This is a genomic window from Tsukamurella conjunctivitidis (assembly GCF_007858475.1).
Classification (GTDB): domain Bacteria; phylum Actinomycetota; class Actinomycetes; order Mycobacteriales; family Mycobacteriaceae; genus Tsukamurella; species Tsukamurella conjunctivitidis.
In genome coordinates this window covers 1-560 of sequence record NZ_VIGX01000224.1, presented here as the reverse complement: position 1 = coordinate 560, position 560 = coordinate 1, and the positions used below count along the sequence as shown (strand labels likewise).

The following is a 560-nucleotide window of genomic DNA, read 5'->3' as shown; positions in this document are numbered from 1 at the left end:
ACCTCGACCAGGCGCCCCGTCAGGGCGTCACCCTCGCGCAGTTTGATGTGCACCAGACGCCCCAGGGCGCGCCGCCAGTGGCGCGGACGGGTGAGTTCGCGCTCCGCGCCGGGGGTGGAGACCTCCAGCAGGTACTCCCCGTCAATCGGATCGGCAGCGTCCATGGCCTTGGAGACCGCGCGGGAGACGGCGGCAAGTGTGTCGGAGTCCACCTCGCCCTCCTCCCCGGTGACATCGACGACGACGCGGACGACAGGACTGCCGTTCTGGTGGAGTTCGACCACGGAGTCCAGGGCGAGTCCCGACTCGGCGACCACACCCTCAAGCAGGCTGCGCAGGGGGGCGGATTCTCGGGGGGCGGCCACTGGGGGCTCCTTCATCTGGACGACACGGCAGTGGGTGCCATCGTACCCGCAGCCCCGTGGGATGATTCGGTGGTGACTCCTCGCCCCCTGCTCCCCGTCCACCGCGGTCAGATCGCGGGTGATGACCCCACCACAGACGGAACCGAACCGGATGCGGACACCTCTCGCGTCGGGGTCGCCACCGGTGGTCGCCGC

The 560-nt window shown here is 70.4% G+C and carries 1 protein-coding gene; it reads right to left on the bottom strand.

What is annotated here, in order from left to right; genetic code table 11:
- A partial coding sequence (rimP, locus tag FK530_RS25150; protein WP_369123355.1) for a ribosome maturation factor RimP occupies nt 1-365 on the bottom strand: 365 nt, incomplete at its 3' end.
- Nucleotides 366-560: the final 195 nt, after the last annotated feature.